Source organism: Stenotrophomonas sp. FR010, assembly GCF_047520755.2.
Lineage (GTDB): Bacteria > Pseudomonadota > Gammaproteobacteria > Xanthomonadales > Xanthomonadaceae > Stenotrophomonas > Stenotrophomonas sepilia.
This window is the reverse complement of sequence record NZ_JAXBQT020000038.1, coordinates 1-19,637: the sequence shown is the minus strand read 5'-3', so window position 1 is coordinate 19,637 and position 19,637 is coordinate 1. Positions and strand designations below refer to the sequence as shown.

Genomic DNA, 19,637 nt, shown 5'->3' with positions numbered 1-19,637 from the left:
CTCATCCGTGTACTGCTTGCTGTTGCCCATAAACACCTCGGTCATTGCCATGAATTATGGCGTCCGGATGTCTACGAAAGGCTGGTCGGTCCAACCCACGCAGGCATTAGGAACCCTCTTTTCCAGTAACGCCTTATGGTTTCGCTCATGCATAACGGTGCATATCTTGTCGCAGCCCGAATTGCAGACACTGACCAGGAACCCTCCATTGCCATCACAAGTCACCATTCCCAGTTGTCCGCCACACGTACTTGTGTCGAACACAGGCTCAAGCCCAAGTGGGTCAACCGCGCGAAGCGGAGAGGCACTCGAGTACCCGTAGGCGGAGATGCCGCCGGACAGGCCTATGGGATCCGCTTGCGTATAGCGTCCGGTCGCAGCGTCGTATTCCCGCTGGTAGTTCCCGCCGAGGTGGTCAGCGCGGCCATTACCGGTGGCGCCGCAGGCATAGGATCAATTCAGCGCGGTCGAAATCCAAGGCTCTGCGGCGATTATTCATGGCGTCCCCAGGAACGCTCGCCTTAAGTAAACCGACGCCCCGCAAAATGCGACCGCCCCCACAAGCCAGCTTCCAAGTAATAGCGACGGCCAAAGGTCTGCTACCAACGCCGTTGCTCCGAATCTCTCAAGGCTCTGTAGAAGCAAGCGCCCCCCCCCATCAATTGCCAGATTGGAAGAAGTGACAGCCACGACCCCGAGTACGAGACCAGCGATCAACCCCACCACTAAACTTCGCGGGATGCGGCGCATACTTTCGCATCGAGAGAGCGCATAGAATGTAACCGAAAGAAGTAGTGAGAGAAGCAGTACGTATGGAACTCGCATCGCTCCTATCTTCATGAAAGCGGATATCCATATCCATCCCGCAGAATTCACAGAAACAGATAGAGTGAAGCATATCAATGATGAGATAAGCCTATCCTTCATTTGACTGGACATTCTGCCACCTTTGCACTCTTGTGAAGAACACCCGGGAAGAGTGTTTGCTTTATCCCACACATTCCATCCAACGCGCCGGACACGTGGCTCGCACACCAGAAGCCACGTGCATCCCCCCACTCCTCCGCGTTCGCAATGAGAGTTAACTCTTGCTCCGGAGTCAAAGGGATTACCGTTAATTCAACTCGGCTACCAGTTCCCACCTGATACTTTTTGTAGCTGGCCAAGCTAGCATCGCGCCCCTCAAATAGCCCACCGGTTCCTCGACGACCACCAGGTGCGTAGGTGCCGGAAGGGTCGTACAGGAAATCAGGCTTGCCAGGTATCGAAACATGAATCGCCGAATGGTTTGCAATACCGAAATCGTATGTCGTTATTAGCGTCGTCGTCAGCCCAAGCGGATCAGTAAATCGGGCGGGGTTCGAGATCACGTAGCCATACGTACTGATGCCGGCGTTCAACCCAACGGGATCGCTCTCCACGTATCTGGCCGACGCCGGATCATAGTCACGGAAGTAGTTGTAGAACAACCCACTCGCATCCGTCGCCTGCTGCCCCGGGAAGCGCAGCGCCAGTTCAAACGCCACACCATCGCCATCCGGATCGGCACTCGGAATCTGGTTGCCGAACACCTCGCTCTTGTTGCTCCACTCCCAGATCGCCACATCGCGCGCCGCGTCGATCACCACACGGGGCGTACCCAGATGATCCGGCTGGATGTAGGCCAACTCCGGCACACCTGCGCTTGGCACGCTGATCAGCGCCACCGGGTAGTTGTCCAGCCAGATGGCCTGCTGTTGCGCCTGGCCCGTGGCCGAGTAGTTGCCCAGCCACTGCCCAGCTTCGTCGTACAACGTGATCTGTGCTGCGCCACCAGCCGGAGTACGCAGCACGCGCTCGCCCCGGTGGTTGTAACCGTAGCTTTCCAGCACCGCATTGCCCTGCTTCACCGCGTTCATGCGGTTGGCATCGTTGTAGATGAACGTCTTGCCGCCGATGCTGCTGGTGTTACCCACCGCGTCATGGTTGCGCGCTTCGCCGTCCACGGCGGTCAGCCGGTGGCTGGTTGCGGGATAGGTGTAGCTGGCAGTGCCCGCCGAGGTGGTCAGCGCGGTGCGATTGCCGGTGGCGTCGTAGGCATAAGTTTCGATCGGGGTGCCTGTCGTCCCGTCCTGGGTCTGCGTCAGGCGACCCAGCGCGTCGTAGGCGTACTTGGCCAGCACCGTCGAGCCTGTGCCGTTCTTCAGATCGGTGATCGAACCAACCGGGTCGTAGCCGTAGCCCAACGACAGGCCGCCCGCAGCCGGGTCATGCACCGCCTGCGGGCGGTAATCCAGATCCAACGGACGCTGCAGCTGGCGGCCGTTGCCGTAGGTCCAGCCGGTCGCCGGGCCGAAGGCCGCATAGGTCACGTTGTTCACCACGATCTGGCGCGCCTGACCAAGCCGGGTCAGGCCGATCTGACTGATGCGGCCCTGGGCATCACGCACGTAGTCGGCCACGCTGCCGTCGGGGTAGGTCAACGCGGTCAGGCGACCCGACTTGCTGTAGGCATAGCGCAGGGTGGTGGCCACACCATTGACGGTCTGCACCTTGCGGGTGACCTGGCCGAAACGGTCATGGCAGTACTGGGTGCTGCCATTGGCGTGCAGCACCTGCCCCAGGCGCCCCTTGGCAAAGCGCTCGTCGGCGGCACAGGCGGCCGGCGCCACGTCATAGCTGTAGCCCACGTCCAGATTGGGGTCCGGATAGGCGATGCCGATCAGGCGGTTGAGTGCATCGTAGTGATAGGTGGCGGTGACGCCGCGTGCATCGGTGGCCGTCTTGCGATTGCCAGCCGCGTCCACGGTGTAGCTGCTGGCGCCGCTGTCTGGGCTGACTTGCCCGGTCAGGTCACCGAACCCGTTGTAGGCATAAGTGGTATGCAGACCTTTCGGGTCGGTGACCTGGGTGACCTGGTCCAGTGCGTTGTACTGGCTGCGGATCTCCGCCGCCACGCCACCCACGTCCTGCAGGGTCTGGGCCAGGCGGTTCAGCGGGTCGTACTGCTGGCTGGTCACGCGCTGCAGGGCGTCGGTGACCGTCTGCGGGTTGCCGTTGGCATCGTAGGCAAAGCCGGTGGCGTGATTGCCTGCGTCCTTCAGTGCGGTCAGCTGGCCGAGTGTGTTGAACGTCCGCGCCAGGGTACGGCGCAGGGTACCGCCTGCATCGAGCGTGTCTTCCTTGAGGCGATTGCCGGCATTGTCCAGCGTGTAGTGAATCGTGTTGCCCGCGTTGTCCTCGATATCGGTCAAGCGCAGCGCCGCATCGTAGACATAGGAAACGCTGCTGCCGTCGGGCTCGGTGATCTGTTGCACCTGGCCGGTCGGCCAGTAGCTGATCTGGGTGACCCGATTCTCGGCAGTGGTCGCGCCACGCGCGGTGACCGAGGTTGGCCAACCGCGAGCATGGTAGGTGTAGTCGGTGACCACGCCGTTGGCATCCTTGACCGACAACGGCCGCCCGAACGCGTCGTAGGCCAGAGTCTCGACCGTCTGGCCCAGCGCATTGGTCACGCTGCGCAGGTCGCCCTTGCGATAGGTGCAGGCACCTCCGATCGCGCACCCTGCATCATCCGCCGAGTAATAGGCATAGGTAACGACATCGGCCACATCCGTGCGCGGGCCATCCACACTCTTCAGCAGCCCCTCCACCGGGCAGCTGCCTGCCGCTGCCACATCAGCGGCTTCGCAGTACGTGTAGCTGGTGATGCGCGTCTGACCGGAAGCGGTGTCGGTCACCGTGTTGGCCGTCGGCTGGCGTCGGGAATTGAAGGCCGTGCGGGTTTCGCGGCTACCGATCCGGGTGGTCAGTACCGCATTGGTTTCGACGTCGCGCGCCGTGGTCACAACACGCTGCTCGGGCAAGCCGACCGCTTCGGTCACAGTATGGATGCTGACGGCACGACCGCTTACCGGATCGGTGCCCTGCGCATAGGTGTGCTTGGTCTGGATGCCGCGGCGATCGGTGTAGGTATCCAGGCGCCGGCGGAAGTCGACACTCTGGTCGTAGCAGGTTCGGCTGACCGTTCCCTGCGAATCCGTCAGGCCGGTCACCTTGCGCGACGGAGCGCTATCGCCGCCGGGTGTCAGGGTGTAGTCGGTCTGCCGCCCCAGCGCGTCGGTTACCACCGCACCGCCATTGGGGCTGTAGGCCAGTGTCACGCCATCGGCACCGCCGGCATGCTGACTGGAGATCACACGACCGATGGAATCGTAGGTAAAGGTGCTGTAGCGGCGACCGTCCTCGGCGGTGATGCCGGTCAGGTGCTGGGGGAAGTCCTGGTTCTCGTAGTGATACGTCCGCACACCACCACCCGCATAGGTCACCGTTTCGACCTGGTTCTGCGGCGTGTAGGTATAGGTGGCGAGCGCAATGCCTTCGACCAGCACCGAACTGATCAGCGCCTCATAATCGTTGGACTGGTAAACGAACTCCAGTGTGCGGCCACTGCTGTGCGTGACCGCCGCAAGGCGGTCGCTGTCGTCGTAGATGTAGGTCAGCGACGTGCCATCCGGGAAGCGCTTGGCGGCAAGACGCCCGTCCGCGCCGAAGGTAGAGATGGAATCCGCCGAGTACAGTGTCCAGTTGCCGTTCTGGACCAGACGGTCACCACTGTCGTCGTCCGCCTCATAGGCTTGGCCGATCTTCTTGAATGCACGCTGGAAACCGGTGCTTTCAATGATGCCCACGCTGTCAACGCCGTCCAGTGCCAGGTGGGCGCCCAGCGAATGGGTCCAGCCATAGCCGAAGCCACCGGATGAGGTGGAGATGCCGGAGTGATAGAAGCGCGTCAGCGCGATCCAGCCCAGATCGAAGTCCGGCGCGATCTCGTACTTCTCGCCCGTTTTGACATCACATGGGTTGCCGACGTTGCCGTCGCAGGTACCGCCGTTGGAGGCCGGGTCCTTGTCGGGAATCGGACTCATGTTCGCCGCTGTATCGTTGCGGGACATGGGGCAGCTACCGTTGCCGCCGTCCTTGTCGCACTTCTGCGACTTCGAGGTGATGGTTGCAACGAATTCTTCGCTGACGCAGGCGTTGTGTGTGTTGGACCACTGCGTGAAGGGGATCGGGCAGTTCAAGCGTCGCATGCGAGCAAGCCCTGTCGTTCCTGCGTCGAAGGGCACGCACGGAGACTCCGCCGAATTGCTGCCCAGCATGCCGGTGACCCGGTACTCCCTGACCTCCGAAATTCCGTCCATCCCTGGAGCAGTTGGGCCCCATTCTCCTTCCGGCACAGCAGTTTCCCCAGGACACTGGGGATTGATGTCCTGCAAGTCTGCAATGAGCGCTTCCAGCACTTCCTCTTCGGACAGGAAGCCACCATCACCCGCGCCGTAGTAAGTCCAGTCAGGATCGGAGGGCTGAGTCTTTCCCATCCAGTAGGTAATCGCCGTGTTTCCGTTCAAGTCCACGACTTTCGACTTGATCTTGTCGACGTACTGCCAGCCGAACTGGAACTCCGGCGGGAAGGGGCTGGGCGCCGGCAGATTCTTGATGCCGGCCACCGCCGCCTGCTGGGTCTTGTACTGGGTCGCATCGCCACCGGGCTGCGAAATACGCCAGGTGATCTTGCTTTCCTGCGCCTGTACAAAAGCCGGCGCAATGCAGCCAGCGGCAACAATCGCCAGCGCGGCACGCGAGAGGGTCTTCAGTCGTTCCAACATCCCTGTTCTCCTTCCTGGACGAACACAGCGCCGGCGGGAACGAGAACGCGGAGCTGAGCCCACGCGTCGTGCATCGGATCGTCCCTGGTCCGGAATGCGGCAGTGCCACATGCCGCCTTTATCGGCGAGGACGCTTGCACATTCAAGTGTGGAGTCGCATAACCGGTCACAGATTCAAGCATCCGTGGCCATTCAGCGGCCTACGCCGGGCTCCCATGACTTCCTCTACAGGGAGTCCGTGTTCATAGCTCACAAAACTACCAGCACAATCTCCCACACACGCCCTGCTCTTCCCGGGCTTCACGCGCGGCTCGCACCGCTACCTGGCAACCGGCCTCACCCTCCAGCGCGAGGAACCTGCTGCGGTGGTGGCCGCGATTCAATCGGTCTCCGACACCTCGAAGTAGCCGTTCCGGGCAACGGCTTCCCCCGTTGTTCCCCGCTACTGCCCGCGCAGGCGCACCGCGAAGTACCGCGCCGGGGAAAGGCCAAGCGCTTTCTTGAACATCGTGATGAAGGCCGTCACCGACTCATAGCCCAGCGTCTCGGAAACGCGTTGTACCGGTGCACCGGCGGCGAGTTCCCGAATGGCGATGAGCAGGTGCAGTTGCTGCCGCCAGCGCCCGAAGGACAGTCCCGTTTCCCGTTCGATGAGGCGGGTCAACGTGCGCTCGCCCAGGGCCAGGCGCACGGCCCACTGGGCGATGGTGCTGCGGTCTGCCGGATCCGCCGACAGCGCCGCCGCCAACGCCCGCACCTTCGGGTGATGGCTGACCGGCAACGACAGGTGCTCGGCCGGCATCTGTACCAGCTCGTCCAGCAACACCCGCGCCAGCCGGTCGGTGTGGCTGCCATGCGGATAGTCCAGCGGCGCGTCGGCCAGGTGCAGGATCATCTCGCGCAGCATCGGGGAGATCGCCAGCGTCACGCACTGCGCCGGCAGGTCGACGACGCCGGGCTCGACGAACAGGTAGCACAGGCGCGCGTTGGCGGTGGCGCGATTGCTGTGCGGCATGCCGCCCGGGATCCAGACGCCACACTGGGGCGGCACGATCCACAACGCATTGGCCACTTCGCAGGTCACCGCGCCATGCAGAGCAAGAATGAGCTGGCCCTTGCGGTGCTCATGCACGGGAATCTCTGCGTCGTGCTCAGCCACCTGCAGGCGGCTGGCGACCGCCGGGCGATCGGTCTCGTCCGGGTCCAGGTCAAAGCCGGGGAGCGAAATGCGAGCCATTCTCACATTGACCGGTTTTAGCGATTGGTTGTCATTGTAGGGAAATTCGCCAGTGCGGTCGCTCACTAGCATGAGCCGCATGCACTCTCCCACCCCTGCCCGTCCCCGCGTGTTCCAGGCATTCGCCAGGTTGAAAAGCCCTACCCTCAGGACCGATCAGGAGGCGGTGCTGTTCTCGCTCAAATGCCTGCTCGCAGCGTCGCTCGGGCTGTATGTCTCTCTAAGGATCGGTCTGAATCGCCCGTTCTGGGTGATCGGCACGGTCTATCTGGTATCGCAGCCCCTGTCCGGGGCGACCCTCAGCCGCGGCCTGTTCCGCCTGCTGGGTACCGTGGGCGGGGCCGTCGCCACCGTCGTGCTGGTGCCACGTTTCGCCAATGCTCCCCTGGTGCTGAGCGCCGCGCTCGCCACGTGGATGGCGCTGTGCCTGTATCTGGCGATGCTCGACCGCACGCCACGTGCCTATGCGTTCCTGCTGGCCGGCTATACCACCAGCCTGATCGGGTTTCCGGCGGTGATGGTGCCGGCAGACGTGTTCACCATTGCCATCACACGGGTGCAGGAAATCGCCATCGGCATCCTGGCCGCCACGCTGGTCCATGGGCTGGTGCTACCGCGCCGGGTTTCGTCGCGCGTGCACGCACGGGTTGCTGCCGTGCTGGATGATGCGGAACGATGGACACGCGACATGCGCGCCGGTGCATCGGACACGGTGCTGGCGACGGACCGCTCGAAAGTGGCCGCCGACCTGCTCGAGCTGCATGTGCTGTCGATCCACCTGCCCTTCGACAGCGCCCACGGCGTGGCCCAGGTGCAGATCCTGCGCGCCCTGCACGACCGGATGCTGGACGTGCTGATGCTGTCCAGCGCGGTGGAAGATTCCCTTGCCCGGGTGCGCTCACCCCAGGCCCGCGTGATGGATTCGCCTGGCTGGCGCGAGCTGATGCAGACCGGCCTTGCCGTGCAACAGGCCGAGCTCGACCTGGCCCACGCCGACTGCCGCGTGCTGCAGGCACAACTGCACATTGCCCGCCCCGACTGGCGTCGGCATGTACCTGCCCGCCTTGCGCGACATGTGCAGGGTGCGGTACTTCACCGGGATCATCGGCTTGCCCTGCGCAGCGCGCTGGGCGCGTTCGTCGGCATCCTGCTGAGCTGCGTTCTGTGGATCGTTACCGGCTGGTCGGACGGCGCCACGGCGGTGTCCATCATCGGCACGGCGTGCGTGCTGTTCGGCACGATCGAAGCGCCTGCGCCGCATGTCATGCGCTATCTGGTGGGGTCGTTGATCGGCGTTGCCGTCGGCCTGCTCTACGGTCTGCTGATCTTCCCCGCGCTGTCCGATTTCGTCGGCCTGATTGCCGCGCTGGCGCCTGCGCTGCTGCTGTGCGGATCGTTCCTGGCCCGGCCTCCCTTCATTATGGCTGCGCTGGGCGTGGTGCTGACGTTCCCGCTCATCGCGGGACTGGGCGCGACCAATACGGTCAACATCGTCGGCGCACTCAACAACAGCGTTGCGTTGTTCGTGGGTACGACGGTGGCACTGTGCAACATGCAGCTGTTCCAGACCGCCGATGCGGGCCGCAACCGCGCACGGCTGGAGCGTTCGATCCGTCGGGATATCGCACGACACGCCGCCGGACAACGTGGCGTGACCCGCGCCTGGCTCAGCCGCATGCTGGATCGAATCGGGCTGCTCGCTCCCAGGCTGCAGGGCCGTTCCAGCGCAGGACACGACCTGCGGGCATTGTTTGCGGATGTTCGTGCGGCACGTGCATCCAGCCAACTCCGCGCACTGGAAAGGTGCCTGGACAATCCGCAGGTCTGGGCGCTTCATGCACTGCTGATCGAACGCATCGCCGAGCATTTCAGGGTTCGTGCGCACCCGCCGCGCCGTATCGACACCCATCTTCTGGACCTGCTGGACCGAATGCGCGAAGCAGTGGTTACCAGCAGTGGGGCTGATCGGGAGCATCTGTCGCACCTGCTCTGCGGGTTGCGCCGCGACCTTCTCGTACCTTTGTTCACCCACCGGCGCTGACCTCATGCTTCCTGATCTTTCGATTGACGGCGTGCTGATTCCCGGCCTGCTTGCGGTGGCCGTCGCCGCGCTGGCGCTGTCGGTACTGACCTCACGTTTCCTCGCCAGCCTCGGTCTGTACCGGTTGTTCGCCGCGTGGCCACTGGTGGGCCTGTCCCTGTTCGTGATCCTGGCGGAGCTGATGATCCGGCTCGCGCCCCTGTTCGAGAAATGAGATGAAACACACGCTTGCTGTCATCGGGCGCTGGAGCGCAACCCTGGTGGTGTTCGCAATTGCCGTCGTCGCTGCACTGGCCATCTGGCATCGCTACGAAACACGCCCGTGGACGCGCGATGGACGGGTGCGTGCCGACGTGGTGCGCGTTGCATCGGACATAGGGGGGCTGGTCACCCAGGTGCTGGTGCACGATAACCAGCGGGTGAGCGCCGGACAGCTGCTGCTGGTGCTGGACCAGCCGCGCTTCGCTGCCGCACTTGAGAAGGCCGACGCAGCGGCCAGCAGCGCACGCGCCACGCTGGCGCTGGCCCGCCGCGAATCGACGCGGGACAACGCACTGGGCAACCTGGTCGCTTCGGAAACCCGCGAACGCAATGCCGCCAAGGTCGATACCGAGCTGGCCACCCTGGCGCAGGCGCGGGCCGAACAGCACGTTGCCCGGCTCAATGTGCAACGCACCGAGGTGCGCGCGACCACCGATGGCATCGTCACCAACCTGGACCTGCACGCGGGCGACTACCTGCAGCCGGGGGCACAGGCGCTGGCGTTGATCGACACCCGTAGCCTGCGCATCGAGGGCTACTTCGAGGAAACCAAGCTGGGCTGCATCACCGAGGGCGATGCCGCCGTGGCCCGGCTGATGGGCGACGACCACGACGTGCGCGGGCACGTGGATACCATCGCCGCCGGCATTGCCGACGATCAGCGCTCAAGCACGCATAACCTGCTGCCGGCGGTGGCGCCGACCTACACCTGGGTGAGGCTGGCACAGCGGATCCCGGTACGCATCCGCATTGATGATGCGCGGCCGGATACCCGCCTGATCGTCGGTCGCACTGCGAGTGTGACCATCACGCCCTCGGCACAGGGAACCTGCAAGTGAGCCTGCGAACACTACGCGGTGGGCTGCTTGCCCTGCTGCTGCCGATGACGGCCTGCGTCTCCGGCCCCGACTATCACCTGCCTGCGAATGCCGTCGCTGCCTCCACACGCGCGGCGCAGGCGTTCGTCTCGGGCAAAGAGGCATCGTTCAGCCACGACCCACCACCGGATCGGTGGTGGGAACTGTATGGCGACCCCCAGCTTGACGCCTACGTACGCGATGCACTGGCGGCCAATACCGACCTGCGCGCCGCCGACGCCAACCTTCGGCGCGCCAGCGCTGCCGTGCTGGAGTCTCGCGCGCGCGGTGCCGTGCAGGCCGACGTGGATGCATCGGGCACGCTCACCCATGCCGGTGGTTACACCCTGGCGTCGGCCGCGCCGCAGTCCTATGCGCTGGGCCTTCACCTCTCCTATCCACTGGATCTTGCAGGCGGCATCCGCCGCGGCATCGAAGCCGCCAACGCCGACGCGGAGGCCATCGCTGCGGCACGGGACCAGGTCCGCGTGGTCGTCGCTGCAGCTGTCACCCGTGCCTATCTCCAGATCTGCACAAGCAATCACACGCTCGCTGCGACCCGGCAGGTGCTGGCGATACAGCGCGCCACGCTGGAGGCAACCCGTCGCCTGGCCGCGGGCGGGCGCGGAACGGACTTCGATGTCAGCCGTGCCGCCGCAGCGGTCAACCGCAGCGCGGCGGGGATACCGCACCTGCTGGCGAAGCGCCAGGCCGCACTGTTCGAACTGGCCGCACTGATGGGCAGGGTGCCGGCAGACTATCCGAGGGAGGCGGAAGCGTGCCCGCGCCCCCCGGAGCTGGGGCAGGCGCTGCCGGTCGGTGACGGCTGGCAGCTGCTCCAGCGGCGCCCCGACATACGTGCCGCCGAGCGTAGCCTTGCCGCGGCCACAGCGATGATCGGCGTAGAGACTGCGGAACTTTATCCGCGGGTCACCCTGGGCGCGTCCCTGGGCACGGCGGGCATGCGACGGCAGCTGCTTTCCGCCGACAGTTTCGGGGCGAGCGTCGGGCCGCTGCTGTCATGGCACTGGCCCAACCGCCGCGCCACCAAGGCCCGCCTCGCAGCGGCCGGTGCCAATGCAGATACCGCTCTTGCTTCCTTTGACGGCGCGGTGCTGCAGGCACTGCGCCAGACCGAGACTGCGCTTTCTGCCTGCACGCAGGAGCTTGAACGCGAGCGCAGCCTGGCACAGGCGCGTGGGGACGCAGCGCGGGCCGCGGGGCAGGCGCAGCAGCTCTACCGTTTCGGCAGGATCGATTTTCTCGATGTGCTTTCGGCCCAGGCCGCACTGGCAGATGCGGAGTCCGCATTGGCCGCATCGCGCGCGGACCGGGTCGATCGCCAGATGGATCTGTTCCTGTCACTGGGCGGCGGCTGGATTGCGACGGATTCGGCGCAGGGCGGGGCCCATTAACCCCGTGCCTTGACAGTAACTGCAGGCCGCACAGTCTGTTCAGAAAAGTGCCGCCCAAACCCGTATTCATTCACACTGACTGCCCTATATTCCCGCCACAGCGCCGCATGCTGCGGCCATGACGGAGGCACTTCCATGAAGACCACACGTTTGCTTGCCATCGCTTTGACTACCGCCACCGCGTTGGCTGCGGCCCCCGCCTTCGCCGATCCGCCGCACCACGCCCGCGGCAACGGCCCGCCGCCGCATGCAGGCGGCCCGCACAACCGCGATGCGCCGCCGCCGGGCTGGCAGAAGAAGGCCTGGCGTCGTGGCGACCGCCTGCCCTGGGCCGAAGTGGACCGCCGCTACTGGGTAGACGACTACGCGCGCTACGACCTGCGCAATCCGGGTCGCGGCCAGCGCTGGGTGCGCCAGTCCGACACCGAGTATCTGTTGGTGGAGATCGCGACCGGCTTGTTCATCGACGCGCTGCATCGCTGAGACCTCCTGCGGTGTCCCTCCGCGCGGCAGCACGCCACGTGGAGGGATACTCACGACCGGGGCTGTGACGGTCGGCGGCGCTTGCGCCCCCGACGCTGCACCTGCCTCCGCGGCCGCCCGGCATGCATGCCCTCCCGCAGTGCGATATACGCGCACATCAGCGCTGTGGCAAACAGTCCCATCGCCACCAGCAGTTCGAATCCCCGATCACCGAAGAGCAGGCGGAGGGAGACCTCCAGTGAGCACATCCTGCCACAGCGCAGGCCCTGCTCGTTGAAGCCATGGACGAGCACCAGCACGCCCATCAGCCCGCACAACGCCATCAGGGCCAGGCTTGCGATGAAGATGAAAGGTCGATGGATGCGCATGCGTTCGTCGCGGTCTTCTAGGGTGACGTCAAGCGCGACGTTGTGAGCACGCGATCGGAAGCATCCAGCTCCACCGACCAGGCTTCGGTACCCAGGCCCAGCCGGTTCTCATACCACCATCGCTGCGCACAGAGACCACTGCATCCACGGCTGGCATAGCGGGTAAAGGGAACACCGGCATGCTCCACCACATCAGGTTGCCCCATTGACAGATCCCCTCCTGCGCCGCGCGCCCGCGCATCATCCGCGCAGACCTTCCTCAACGTCAAACCGGCCTGTTGCGGCGCCCGTCATCCGTGCTGGCGTGCGCCGACCGATGATTCAGGATGAACACAGGGACGCCCGTCGATGGCAGGCAAGAGCCGGAAGGACAGGATCGCGCAGGAGATCGGCCTGTTCATGCAGCAGTACGCGCGCAAGGCGCAGCGCCATGCAGAACCCTGCGACCGGCCGTACGACCGGGGCTGGAAGCGCGGCTCAAGCGCTTGCCGCCCTAAGAAGTGGGTAGGCTGCTTTCCGCAGAGCATGACGAGGATGACCAGCCCCGTTGCATGGGCCAGGCGCGCCATTGTCGTGACGTTCTGTATCGCGCTATGCGCCTGCGGTATGGTGATGGACAGTTCGTTCGACACCCTGCAGGAGGCGCTTGACTCCGACAGGGTGAACAAGGGGTGGATTCCCGGCTGGGTGCCGCAAGCGGCGACCGATCTGCGAGAAGTACATGACCTCGACTCGAACACCAGCGCGCTGGCCTTCACCAAACCCCCTGCGGTATCACTGCAGCTGCCGGCGGATTGCCAGGCAACGACATTCAGTAGCAGCGATCCTGTTGCGTTCGATCGATACTGGTGGCCGGGCGACGGGACGCTCAAGTCGTCGTACCGCGTCTTTCGCTGCGCGCCCGAATCCGGAAAATCTGTCTTCGTCGCCGTCAACACGGCCGAAGACCACGTGCTTTTCTGGCGAACCTACGCGCGCTGATGCGCGAGCGGCACCTCACTCCTCCCCAGGACTTCTCGGTGATCTATTCGATCCGCGATTCACGCAGCCCGGCCGATTGAGCGATCTGTCAGACTGGCGCACACCTTTCGTCCATGCCCGCCAGACCCGATGACCCGCATTGCCGACCTCAGCGCCGACCAGCTCGCGCACCATGCCCTCAACATCTTCATCGCCCAGGGCCGTCACGTCGAAGGTGCGCGGGTGATCTACCGGGCGCTGCAGCTGGACCCGCATCATCCCGGTGCCCTGCGCTGCCTGAGCGATTTCCTGGCCCACGAGGGCACCGAGCCCTTCGCGGCGGCCACGCTGGAGCACGCCCTGTCCGGCGCCGTTCCACTGAATGACGATGCGCGCCGGATGCTGGATGACCTGCGTTTCCTCGACATCTGGTCCTGGGGATTCTCGCGGCACGTCTCTGGCGAAGCCAACCTCAACGGTGATGCCTTCCAGCGGCGCGAGGACTTCGTCTTCGATGGGCCGGCCTATGCGGCCTTCCTCAACACGGTCACCGAGCCGGCCGGTTCATTGCAGGGCGCCTTCCAGGCCGCAGTCCGCATCTGCGGGCTGATGTCCGGCCTGCTGCGCCATGCGGAGAAGGACAATCCGGCGTTCGATGACGTGCTGCGATCCTCCGCCTTCGTCGAGACCGAGGCGTACCCGGCATGGTTGGCCTCGCCGACGGATGAGCTGGACGCCCTCGACCAGGCCATCCAGGCGCAGCGCCACGGCGGCTGAAGGAAAATCCAACGGGCGTCCGACGCCTTCCCGACGCCTGCCTGCACATCCTGTCGTGAGGTCAATTCATGGCAGGACCGGCATGCAGCCACTTCACCCCAGGGACAGCGGCAAGTACCCGCACGGCAAGACCGGGCTTCGCCGTATCTTCCATACGCTGATCCATTCGCGCGATGGCTTCATTGCCACCTTCCGTGGCGAAGCAGCCTTCCGGCAGCTGTTGCTGCTGCATGCACTGCTGATCGCCACCGCGTTCCTGCTGGACATCAGCAGGGTCGAACGCGCCGTGGTGCTGGCGGTCTGCTTCATCAGCCTGCTGGTGGAACTGCTCAACTCGGCCATCGAAGCGGTGGTCGACCGCATCTCGCTTGACCACCACCCACTATCCAAGAACGCCAAGGACATGGGCAGCGCCGCACAGACCACCGCGCTGCTGATGGTCGGTACGGTGTGGGGCGTGATCCTGCTGGGCTAGCGCACGCCCGACCCGCCGGGCAGGGCCCGGCGCTACCTCGTGTTGATGCGCTACTGCGCCGCCAGGGCGAAATCCAGGCCGGCGCACACCGCCGCCACCTGGGCGTCGTTGCATTCCTGCGGGTTGGTGCGCGGGCTGTCCGGGTAGACCTCGGTGGTGGTGGCAAAGCGTGCGTCGGTGAAGCCGGCGCAGGCGCCGATCGAACGCGACTCGCCCCAGACCACGCCCGGCGACTGCAGCGGCAGGCCGACCAGGTTGCCGTCGGCATCGGCCGGGGCGATGTGGGTGATGGGCGCCACTGCGGCGATCAGGGCCTTCTGGAACTCGGCCTGCGGGTCTTCGCTGTTGCCGATCACATAGAAGCCATCGGGAATCGTGTCGCGCTCGAACGGCTTGCCGTCGCGGGCGCAACGCGCCGGATCGAACTCGTGCAGGTCGCTGTCGGTGGTTTCGTGCAGGTCCAGGTGCACCAGCAGGTTCGGCTTGCGCTCGGCCACCCAGCGCATCAGGGCGGCCGCTTCCTCGATCTGGCCACCGTCACGGAAGCTGCGGTTCGGATCGATCGCATCCGGGTTCCAGCGCTGGATGCGCTCGTAGCCCCACGGGCTGACGCACGGCGCCACGATCAGGTTCAGCCGACCCAGGTAACGCTCGGCCTGCTGTTCCAGGAACTGCAGGGCGCCGTGCACGCCGCTGGTCTCGTAGCCATGTACGCCGCCGGTGATCAGCGCGGTCGGCAGCGCCGGGTTCCAGTCGTGGTTGACCACCGCGAACAGCGGATAATGGTCCGGCGCATAGTCCAGCTGGCCGTACTGGATCACGTCGAAAACGCTGTCGTCCAGGCGTTCGAGGGCGGCCACCACGTCATCGTGGTAGCTGCGCTGGCGCTGCTGGCGGGCCCGCCACTGTGCGCGTTCCACGTCGCCCCAGGGCTGTCCGGGGGTGCCGATCGGGTAGAACTGCGCAACAGTCATGGGGGTACTCCAGGGGTCGAACGGGTGGATGCAGCCGGACATTCTAAGCCTTGTCGCGCCTGCGGGTACCGCCACCCAAGCCCCGCCTTCATCCAGCCGGGGTCATCTGGCTGTAAAATCAGCGGTTTTTGGCCCCTCACCCCTTGATGGCGAACGCAGCGCAGCCGGTCCTGGGTGGACCGGAGTTCCTCCGCCTGCTCGCCCGTCTCAGCGACGGCGCGATGCCGGCCAGCAGTCCCGCTCTGACCGATCGCCTCGGCCAGTGGGTGGACTGGAGCCGTGCCGTGGCCCTGTCCGGCGCGTTGGGCGGACGCCTGCCCGAGCCCGGCGAAGCTGCCGAGGGGGCCGAGGATGTACTGGCCGACTGCGCCCAGGCCCATGCCAGCCTGCTGGCCTCGATCCGCGAGGACGCCGAGGCCGAGCGCCTGCTGGACCTGGCCGAGGCCGCTGCCGCACCCAACTTCGCTTCGCTGCGCCAGCGCTACCGGGTGCTGCAGCAGGCCATCCAGACCGCCACCGGGCGCCTGCGCGGCCGCCTGCGCGACCAGCTGGTACAGGTCTCGCCGGAGCTGGCGCGACTGGCCGAGGTTGATGCGGTGATGGAACAGACCCTCACCCCGCGCGAGCACAGCCTGCTGGCCACCGCGCCGGCGGTGCTCGGCGCCCGTTTTGAACGCGTGCATGGCCAGCCCGGCTGGCGCGCGGCCTTCCGCCATGACATGCGCACGCTGCTGCTCGCCGAGCTGCAGCTGCGCTTCCACCCGATCGAAGGGCTGCAAGACGCCCTGCGCTCCCACTGACCGGAACACCATGTCCAGAACTGCTCTCCATGTCGTTGTTTTCCTTGTCGGCCTGCTGGCCGTGTGCTGGATCGGCATTGGCTACGTTTCGGTGCATCCGCTGGGTGCAGCGGTGGCGGCAATCATCGCGGCCTGCTACATCGCCGGCGGCGTGGAGCTGTACCGCTACCGCCAGGCCAGCAACGGCCTGCGCGCCGCACTGAACGACCTGTCCAGCGCAAAGGAAAGCCTCGCTCCCTGGCTGGAGCGCGTGCCGGTGGGCCTGCGCAACGCCGTGCGCCTGCGCGTGGAAGGCGAGCGCACTGCCCTGCCCGCGCCGGTGCTGACCCCGTACCTGGTCGGCCTGCTGGTGCTGCTGGGCATGCTCGGCACCCTGCTGGGCATGATGGATACCCTGCGCGGCACTGGCCTGGCTCTGCAGAGCGCCACCGACATGGCCGCCATCCGCGGCTCGCTGGCCTCGCCGGTGCAGGGCCTGGCGGTGGCCTTCGGTACCTCGATCGCCGGCGTGGCCAGCTCGGCGATGCTCGGTCTGTTGGCCGCGCTGCTGCGCCGCGACCGCCTGCAGGCCGTGCAGCAGCTGGACCGCGCCATTGCCGGCGACCTGCACCCGTATTCGCAGGCCTGGCAGCGCGCCGAATCCCTGCGCCTGCTGCAGGCACAGTCCGCCGCGCTGCCGGCGCTGGTCGACCGCCTGCAGGCGATGACCAGCACCTTTGAACAGCACAGTGCGGCCGCCAATGAGCGCCTGCTGGCAGGCCAGGCCGAGTTCCTGACGCAGAGCCAGGCGCTGCAGGAACGCCTGGCCCTGTCGCTGCAGCAGTCGCTGCGCGAAGGTGCCGAAGCCAGTGCCGCGGCCATCGGTGGCGCGCTGCAGCCGATGGCCGAGACCACCCTGGCCGGTCTGGCTCACCATGGCGAAGCGTTGCATGCCCGTGTCGAGCGGGCCGTGCAACAGCAGCTGGCGGGCCTGAGCGACGGTTTCGAACGCAGCCGGGTCGCCACCGAAGCCAGCTGGGCCAAGGTGGTGAGTGAACAGTCCCAGGCGCAGCAGGCGCTGGTGAGTGATCTGCGCCAGCACCTGCAGGCCTTCAGCGATGGCCAGGGCACGCATGCCGAAGCGTTGATCGCGCGCATCGGCGAGCGCCTGCAGGCCGATGCCAACGGCAACGCCGAGGCCTGGCGCGCCGCCATCGAGCAGCAGCAGGCACTGAACAGCGCGCTGATCGAGCGCCAGCAGCAGGCGCTGCTGGCGGCCGGCCAGCAGCTGGACGAGCACGCGCAGGCACTGCTGCAGGCACTGGAACAGCAGCACAGCGCCAGCCAGTCGCTGCTGCAGGACCACGAACAGCAGCGCTCGCAACAGTGGCAAGCCGCCCAGGCCGCCGCCGCGACTGCGCATGCCCAACTGCAGGCCAGCCTGGACAGCCGCGAGCAGCAGCGCCAGGCACGCTGGGACGCGGTCAGCGCCGAGTTGCAGCAGGCCCACGCCGCCCTGCAGGCGCAACTGCAGGCCGGTGACGAACAGCGCCTGCAGCGCTGGAGCGATGCCCTGCAGCACGTTTCCACCGAGCTGGCCGAGCGCCTGCAGGCCAATGGCGAACGCCTGGCTGCACAGCAGCAACGGGTCTGCGACGCGCTGGCGGCCACCGCACAGCAGATCGGCGAGAACGGTCGCACGCAGGCCAGTGCCACGCTGGCCGAAGTGTCCACCCTGCTGCAGACCGCCGCGGCCGCGCCGAAGGCTGCCGCCGATGTCATCAACGAGCTGCGCAGCACGCTGTCCGAGAGCCTGGTACGCGACAACGCAATGCTGGAAGAGCGCGGCCGCCTGCTGGCCACCGTGCAGACCCTGCTCGATGCGATCAACCACGCATCGCACGAACAGCGCACCGCGGTGGACGCACTGGTTGGCGGTTCGGCCGAGCTGCTGGAGCGTGTCGGCAACCGCTTTACCGATCATATCGCCGCCGAGACCGGCAAGCTGGATGGCATTGCGGCAGCACTTACCGGCAGCGCGGGTGACGTCGGCCAGCTGGCCGGCGCCTTCGGTGAAGCGGTCGCGCAGTTCGGCAGTGCCGCCACCGAGCTTTCCGGCCGCCTGGAACAGATCGGTGGTGCACTGGATGCCTCGCTGGCCCGAAGCGATGAGCAGCTGGCTTACTACGTAGCGCAGGCGCGCGAGGTGGTCGACCTCAGCCTGCTGTCGCAGAAGCAGGTGATGGAAGAACTGCAGCAGCTGGCCACACGCCGCGGCAAGGCCGGCAGCGCATGAGCGACGAGCTGGAGGTCGATGGCGGCTCGCACGCGCCGATCTGGGCCGCCTTCGGCGACCTGATGTCGGTGCTGCTGGGTGCGTTCGTGCTGATCCTGGTGGGTGTGGTCGCGGTGCAGCTGGAGCTGTCGCAGCGGCTGGAGCAGGAAGTGAAGCAGCGCCAGGCCGAGGCCAAGCGCCTGCAGACGCTGGAGCAAGCGTTGGCCGGACCGCTGGCGGCCGGCCGCGTGACGCTGGTCGACGGCCGCATCGGCATCAGCGGCAGCGTGCTGTTCGCGCTGAACTCCGACCAGCTGCAGCCGAAAGGCCAAGAGCTGCTGCGCAGCCTGGCCGCGCCGCTGGCCGCCTATCTGGGCAGCCGCGAAGAAATCCTCATGGTCAGCGGCTTCACCGATGATGCGCCGGTGCGCGAAGGCAACCGCCGCTTCGCCGACAACTGGGAGCTGTCCGCGCAGCGCTCGCTGACCGTGACCCGCACCCTGATCGCCGATGGCGTACCGGCCGACGCCGTGTTCGCCGCCGCGTTCGGCAGCGAGCAGCCGGTCAGTTCCAACGCCAATGAGGAAGGCCGCGCGCGCAATCGCCGTGTGGAAATCGCGCCGATTCCCAAGCCCAAGGCGGCGGATGGCAAGTAAACCGCCCGCCCTGGAAGGCCTGCGCGCATTGGTGCGTGACCTCGACGCGGGGTCGCGCTCGCTGCCGCATTACCCGCAGGTGCCGATGCTGCAACAGGTGCAGCGCGAATGGTCGGAGCTGCGCAGCGAACTGCAGGTGCGTCGCTCGCTGCGCGCCGAGGCTCCGGCTGACGGCGGCCCGCTGAACTCGGCGGTGCTGGTGCAACGCATGCTCGACACGATGCAGGCCACCAGCCCCGGCTACCTGCGCCACTTCATCGACTATGTGGACACCTTGTCCTGGCTGCAGGCGCTGCAGGATGGCGCCGCCAGCGGCGGCGAGACCGCAAAGCCGAAACGGACACGCAAGCCGCGCTGACCGTTGAATGGTAGTGCCGGCCGCTGGCCGGTAACCACATGAACCCACGCAGAGATGCGTAGTGCCGGCCAGC

At 66.0% G+C, this 19,637-nt stretch carries 16 protein-coding genes and 2 pseudogenes; 13 read left to right on the top strand and 5 right to left on the bottom strand.

Annotation, left to right across the window (positions count from 1 at the left end; translation table 11 throughout):
* Positions 1-54 precede the first annotated feature (54 nt).
* Positions 55-402 (bottom strand): annotated as a pseudogene (locus ACM0PK_RS20960) (RHS repeat-associated core domain-containing protein); the annotation flags it as partial.
* Between the two features lie 521 nt (positions 403-923).
* Complete coding sequence (locus tag ACM0PK_RS20955) at positions 924-5,648, bottom strand: RHS repeat-associated core domain-containing protein (RefSeq protein WP_414607605.1); 4,725 nt, start codon at positions 5,646-5,648, stop codon at positions 924-926.
* Between the two features lie 278 nt (positions 5,649-5,926).
* Here ACM0PK_RS20955 and ACM0PK_RS20950 point away from each other — a divergent pair.
* Positions 5,927-6,055: pseudogene (locus ACM0PK_RS20950) on the top strand (alpha/beta fold hydrolase); the annotation flags it as partial.
* Between the two features lie 35 nt (positions 6,056-6,090).
* Here the strand turns inward: ACM0PK_RS20950 and ACM0PK_RS20945 are convergent.
* Positions 6,091-6,885: an AraC family transcriptional regulator gene (locus ACM0PK_RS20945; protein WP_111200584.1), complete on the bottom strand. Its 795-nt coding sequence runs from the start codon at positions 6,883-6,885 to the stop codon at positions 6,091-6,093.
* A gap of 166 nt (positions 6,886-7,051) precedes the next feature.
* On the opposite strand from ACM0PK_RS20945, the gene ACM0PK_RS20940 reads away from it, so the two are divergent.
* From ACM0PK_RS20940 to ACM0PK_RS20920, 5 genes are all read left to right on the top strand, one after another.
* Positions 7,052-8,926 carry an FUSC family protein gene (locus ACM0PK_RS20940; RefSeq protein WP_414607604.1) on the top strand — a complete coding sequence of 625 codons (1,875 nt, stop codon included), beginning with the start codon at positions 7,052-7,054 and terminating at the stop codon, positions 8,924-8,926.
* Between the two features lie 4 nt (positions 8,927-8,930).
* Positions 8,931-9,140: a DUF1656 domain-containing protein gene (locus tag ACM0PK_RS20935; protein ID WP_005416886.1), complete on the top strand. Its 210-nt coding sequence runs from the start codon at positions 8,931-8,933 to the stop codon at positions 9,138-9,140.
* A 1-nt stretch (position 9,141) separates the two neighbouring features.
* Positions 9,142-10,026 carry an HlyD family secretion protein gene (locus ACM0PK_RS20930; protein WP_414607603.1) on the top strand — a complete coding sequence of 295 codons (885 nt, stop codon included), beginning with the start codon at positions 9,142-9,144 and terminating at the stop codon, positions 10,024-10,026.
* Positions 10,023-11,459: an efflux transporter outer membrane subunit gene (locus ACM0PK_RS20925; protein ID WP_414607602.1), complete on the top strand. Its 1,437-nt coding sequence runs from the start codon at positions 10,023-10,025 to the stop codon at positions 11,457-11,459. Before ACM0PK_RS20930 ends, ACM0PK_RS20925 begins: the two co-directional genes overlap by 4 nt.
* A gap of 135 nt (positions 11,460-11,594) precedes the next feature.
* Positions 11,595-11,942, top strand: a complete 348-nt coding sequence (locus ACM0PK_RS20920) for an RcnB family protein (RefSeq protein WP_414607601.1) — start codon at positions 11,595-11,597, stop codon at positions 11,940-11,942.
* Between the two features lie 50 nt (positions 11,943-11,992).
* Here ACM0PK_RS20920 and ACM0PK_RS20915 read toward each other — a convergent pair whose 3' ends face one another.
* Positions 11,993-12,310 (bottom strand): hypothetical protein, encoded by a 318-nt coding sequence (locus ACM0PK_RS20915; protein ID WP_414607600.1) that lies wholly within the window; start codon positions 12,308-12,310, stop codon positions 11,993-11,995.
* A 348-nt stretch (positions 12,311-12,658) separates the two neighbouring features.
* Here ACM0PK_RS20915 and ACM0PK_RS20910 point away from each other — a divergent pair, with 348 nt between their 5' ends.
* The 3 genes from ACM0PK_RS20910 (at position 12,659) to ACM0PK_RS20900 (ending at position 14,522) form a co-directional block, all read left to right on the top strand.
* The gene (locus ACM0PK_RS20910; protein WP_353762342.1) at positions 12,659-13,291 is read left to right on the top strand and encodes a YbbD-related protein; all 633 of its coding nucleotides are present in this window, start codon (positions 12,659-12,661) and stop codon (positions 13,289-13,291) included.
* Positions 13,292-13,420: 129 nt separating this feature from the next.
* The gene (locus tag ACM0PK_RS20905; RefSeq protein WP_414607599.1) at positions 13,421-14,047 is read left to right on the top strand and encodes a hypothetical protein; all 627 of its coding nucleotides are present in this window, start codon (positions 13,421-13,423) and stop codon (positions 14,045-14,047) included.
* Positions 14,048-14,129: 82 nt separating this feature from the next.
* Positions 14,130-14,522, top strand: coding sequence for a diacylglycerol kinase (locus ACM0PK_RS20900; protein ID WP_414607598.1), 393 nt, complete (start codon positions 14,130-14,132; stop codon positions 14,520-14,522).
* Between the two features lie 50 nt (positions 14,523-14,572).
* On the opposite strand, the gene ACM0PK_RS20895 is transcribed toward ACM0PK_RS20900, so the two are convergent.
* On the bottom strand, positions 14,573-15,496 hold the full coding sequence (locus ACM0PK_RS20895) for a M14 family metallopeptidase (protein ID WP_072167542.1): 924 nt from the start codon (positions 15,494-15,496) through the stop codon (positions 14,573-14,575).
* A 146-nt stretch (positions 15,497-15,642) separates the two neighbouring features.
* Between ACM0PK_RS20895 and ACM0PK_RS20890 the strand changes: the two genes are divergently transcribed.
* From ACM0PK_RS20890 to ACM0PK_RS20875, 4 genes are read left to right on the top strand one after another with little or no spacing between them, the layout of a single operon-like run.
* Positions 15,643-16,296, top strand: a complete 654-nt coding sequence (locus ACM0PK_RS20890) for a DUF3348 family protein (RefSeq protein ID WP_005416902.1) — start codon at positions 15,643-15,645, stop codon at positions 16,294-16,296.
* A 10-nt stretch (positions 16,297-16,306) separates the two neighbouring features.
* The gene (locus tag ACM0PK_RS20885) at positions 16,307-18,571 is read left to right on the top strand and encodes a DUF802 domain-containing protein (protein ID WP_414607597.1); all 2,265 of its coding nucleotides are present in this window, start codon (positions 16,307-16,309) and stop codon (positions 18,569-18,571) included.
* Positions 18,568-19,206: an OmpA family protein gene (locus ACM0PK_RS20880; RefSeq protein ID WP_414607596.1), complete on the top strand. Its 639-nt coding sequence runs from the start codon at positions 18,568-18,570 to the stop codon at positions 19,204-19,206. The genes ACM0PK_RS20885 and ACM0PK_RS20880 overlap by 4 nt, the downstream gene beginning before the upstream one ends.
* Entirely contained in the window at positions 19,196-19,564 is a 369-nt protein-coding gene (locus ACM0PK_RS20875; protein ID WP_099487947.1) for a DUF2894 domain-containing protein, read from the top strand. Before ACM0PK_RS20880 ends, ACM0PK_RS20875 begins: the two co-directional genes overlap by 11 nt.
* Positions 19,565-19,637: the final 73 nt, after the last annotated feature.